This is a genomic window from Streptomyces sp. NPDC025793 (assembly GCF_055558375.1).
The window spans coordinates 1-4146 of the sequence record NZ_JBVHMR010000121.1 but is presented as its reverse complement, the minus strand read 5'-3'; the positions used below and the strand labels follow the sequence as shown (position 1 = coordinate 4146).

The following is a 4146-nucleotide window of genomic DNA, read 5'->3' as shown; positions in this document are numbered from 1 at the left end:
ACGGCACCACACCAGCCCCACCCACACCACCCACAGCACCCGACCCCGAACCCCCCGGCGCCTCCTCCACGATCACATGCGCATTCGTCCCGCTGATGCCGAAGGAGGACACGCCCGCCCGACGCCGTCCGTCGGTCGTGGGCCAGGGCTCTTCGTCGGTGAGCAGCTGCACGCTGCCGTCCATCCAGTCGACGTGCGGGGACGGCGCGTCGACGTGGAGGGTGCGCGGCAGCACGCCATGACGCATCGCCTGGACCATCTTGATCACGCCCGCCACACCCGCGGCGGCCTGCGTATGACCGATGTTCGACTTCACCGACCCCAGCCACAACGGCCGTTCCGGATCACGCTCCTGGCCGTAGACGGAGATCAGCGCCTGGGCCTCGATCGGATCGCCGAGCGCCGTCCCCGTGCCATGCCCTTCGACGGCGTCGACGTCGTCGGGGCTCAGGCCCGCGTTGTGGAGGGCCGTACGGATGACGCGCTGCTGCGCCAGGCCGTTCGGCGCCGTCAGGCCGTTGGAGGCACCGTCCTGGTTGATCGCCGAACCGCGGATCACCGCCAGCACCGGATGGCCGTTGCGTCGCGCGTCCGACAACCGCTCCAGCAGGACCAGCCCCACGCCCTCGGAGAACCCGGTGCCGTCCGCGGCCGCGGCGAACGCCTTGCACCGGCCGTCGGGGGACATGGCGCGCTGTCGGCTGAACGCGGTGAAGGTGCCGGGGGTGGCGATCACGGTCACTCCGCCGGCCAGGGCCAGCGTGCACTCGCCCTGGCGCAGCGACTGCGCGGCCTGGTGCAGGGCGACCAGGGAGGACGAGCACGCCGTGTCCACGGTGACGGCGGGGCCCTGCAGCCCGAGGACGTAGGAGAGCCGGCCGGACACCAGGCTGAGCGCGTTGCCCGTCAGCAGCATGCCGTCCAGGCCTTCCGGTGCCTCGTGCAGCAGGGTGGAGCCGTACTCCTGGGCGAGGGCGCCCACGAAGACTCCGGTGTCGCTGCCCTTGAGGGACGGTGGCGCGATGCCCGCGCGTTCGAAGGTCTCCCAGGCGGTCTCCAGCAGCAGCCGCTGCTGCGGATCCATCGCCAGCGCCTCACGCGGCGAGATCCCGAAGAACGCGGCGTCGAACCGGCTCACGTCCTCCAGGAACGCCCCCTGACGCACGTAGGAGGTGCCAGGCTTGTCGGGATCCGGATCGTAGAGCCCGTCCAGGTCCCAGCCCCGGTCGGAGGGGAATCCGGTCACCGCGTCGGTTCCGTTGGCCACCAGGTCCCACAGTTCCTGCGGCGAGCCGACGCCTCCGGGATAGCGGCAGCCCATCGCCACGATCGCGACCAGGTCCTCGTCCGTCCCCGGGCGCGTGGCGGGCCGCGAGACGGCGACGGCGGACGACGCGGTACCGCTCCAGGTCTGCCACAGGTGCTCGGCGAGGGCCTGCGCCGTGGGGTGGTCGAAGATGGTCGTGGGGGACAGCCGCAGGCCGGTGGCCTCGTTGAGGCGGTTGCGCAGTTCCACCGCGGTCAGTGAGTCGAAACCGAGGTCCTTGAAGACGCCGTCCGCGGGGACGGCCTCCGCTGTCTCGTGCCCGAGGGCGGTCGCCGCATGCGTCCTGACCAGGTCGAGCAGCGCCCGCCGTGCCTCCGGCTCCGACAGCCGCGCGAGCCACTCCCCGGTGGCGCCGGCGTCCGACGCGTCAGCCCCGGCTGCGGTACGCCTGACAGGGGTGCGCACAAGGCCGCGCAGTACGGCGTGGACGCCACCGGGACGGCGGCGCAGGGCCGCGAAGTCGAAGCGCGCGGCCACGAAGGCGGCACCGTCACGGGCGACGGCGGCGTCGAACAGGGCCAGCCCGTGCTCGGCGGACAGGGGCTGTACGCCGTCCCGGGTGATCCGGCGCCGGTCGGTGTCGCCGAGATGTGCGGTCAGGCCGCCGTCCTCCCAAAGGCCCCAGGCCACGGTGGTGGCCGGCAGGCCGAGGGCGCGGCGATGCTCGGCGAGGCCGTCGAGGAACGCGTTGGCGGCCGCGTAGTTCGCCTGGCCCGGCCCGCCGAGGACGGCGGCGACCGAGGAGAACAGCACGAACTGTGCGAGATTCGCGTCGCGGGTCAGCTCGTGCAGGTGCACCGCCGCGTCCACCTTGGGACGCATCACCGTCTCCAGTTGCTCCGGGGTGAGGGCCGAGGTCGTGGCGTCGTTCAGCACGGCCGCCGAGTGCACCACGGCGGTCAGCGGACGGTCGAGCCCGCCGAGCACGGTGGCGAGCGCCGCCCGGTCGGCGACGTCGCAGGCCACGATCGAGGTGCTCGCGCCCAACTCGGCCAGGCGCGCCTCCAGTTCGGCGGCGCCGGGTGCCTCGGGGCCGCTCCTGCTGAGCAGCAGCAGATGGCGCGCGCCGTGCGCGGTGACCAGATGCTCGGCCAGCAGGGCGCCGATTCCGCCGGTGCCACCGGTGACCACGACGAGGCCGTCGGGATCGAGGGTCTCCGCGTCGCGAACGGCCACGTCGAAGGCGCGCGTCAGGCGGGGTACGAGCACGGCACCGGCGCGGACGGCCAGTTGGGGCTCGCCGGAGCCGATCGCCGCGACGAGGGCGGCGGCTTGCTCGGCGGACAGGACGGCCGTGGGCGCCGCACCGGCGACGGACGTCGCGGGGTGCTCGACGTCCAGCAGGACGACGCGTCCGGGATGCTCGGTCTGGGCCGACCGCACCAGTCCCCACAGCGGTGCGCCGGCCAGGTCCGTGACACCGTCGTCGTCCGGTCCCGCCGCGACCGCACCGCGGGTGACCACCACCAGCCGGGCCGACTCGAAGCGCTCGTCGGCCAGCCATGTCTGAAGGTCGGTGAGCAGGTTCTGTGCGGCCGAGCGAGCGGCCGCCGGCAGGGCCGCGTCGGGGCGCGCCGACGGCGGGCAGGAGAGGAGCACCACGTCGGGGAGCGACACATCGGCAGCCGCGGCCGCCACGTCCTGAAGACGGCCGTATGTGTGTACGTCGGCACCTGATGTCCGTATCCCGCGGGCCAGGTCCTCGGCGTCGGAGCCCACGACGCACCAGTGGCCCGGCGCCGAAGCCGCCGGCCCGAGCGGGGACAGCGGTGTCCACCGCGTCCTCAGCAGGGAGTGCCGGACCGCTTCGGTGGTCGGCGCGGCCGTGCCGTCGGCCATGGGACGGGTGGTCAGCGCGCCGACGGAGAGCACGGGGGTACCGGTCGGATCGGCGGCCAGCAGGGCCACACCGTCGGTGTCCGACCAGGTCAGACGTACCCGCAGGGCGGTGGCGCCCGATGCGTGCAGGTGCACGTCGTGCCAGGAGAAGGGCAGGCGCAGTGGCTCGGAACCCGAGCGCCGGGCCAGCTCGTTGAGGACGTCGGGATGCAGCGCCGCGTCCAGCAGCCCCGGGTGAATACCCCAGCCGTCCGCGGCGTCCCGGTCCGGGAGGTCGATGTCGGCGAACACCGCGTCGCCGAGTCGCCACATGGTCCGCAGTCCGCGGAAGAGCGGCCCGTATCCGTATCCCACGGCCGCGAGTTGCTCGTAGACGTCCTCCGCGGGCACCGGTTCGGCACCCCGCGGCGGCCAGTCGGCGAGGACGTCCGCCGTGTCCGGCTCCTCCGCCGGGACCGGCCGGAGGAATCCGCTCGCGTGCCGGACCCACACCGGTTCCGCAGCGACGACCCCGTCCGCGTGGTCCTGCCGTGCCGAGTGGACGCGCACCGCACGACGCCCGGACGAGTCCGGCGCCCCTACGGTGACCTGGAGGCTCACGCGCTCCTGCTCTGCCAGTTCGAGCGGGGCCTCAAGGACCAGTTCCTCCAGGAAGGAGCAGCCGGTCTCGTCTCCGGCACGAATCGCCACGTCGACGAAGGCCGTGCCGGGGAACATGATGGAGCCGCGCACCACGTGATCGGCGAGCCACGGATGCGTCGCCACGGACACCCGTCCGGTGAGCACCAGGGCGTCGGTGTCCGCCGAGTGGACCGCGGCGCGGAGCACCGGGTGGGTCACCGCCCGCTGCCCCACGGTCTTCGGGTCACCGCCGGCCGGCAGGCTGGTCAGCCAGTGGTGGTCGCCCTGGAAGGGATACGTCGGCAGGTCCGGATGCGGCACCACACGATCGGCATGCACGACCACACCCTCGACGAACG

The 4146-nt window shown here is 73.4% G+C and carries 1 protein-coding gene; it reads right to left on the bottom strand.

All coding sequences use genetic code 11. From position 1 onward, the window contains the following. On the bottom strand, positions 1 to 4126 hold a 4126-nt coding region (locus ACZ4MF_RS48695), incomplete at its 3' end, for a type I polyketide synthase (protein WP_467500856.1). Between the last annotated feature and the right edge of the window lie 20 nt (positions 4127 to 4146).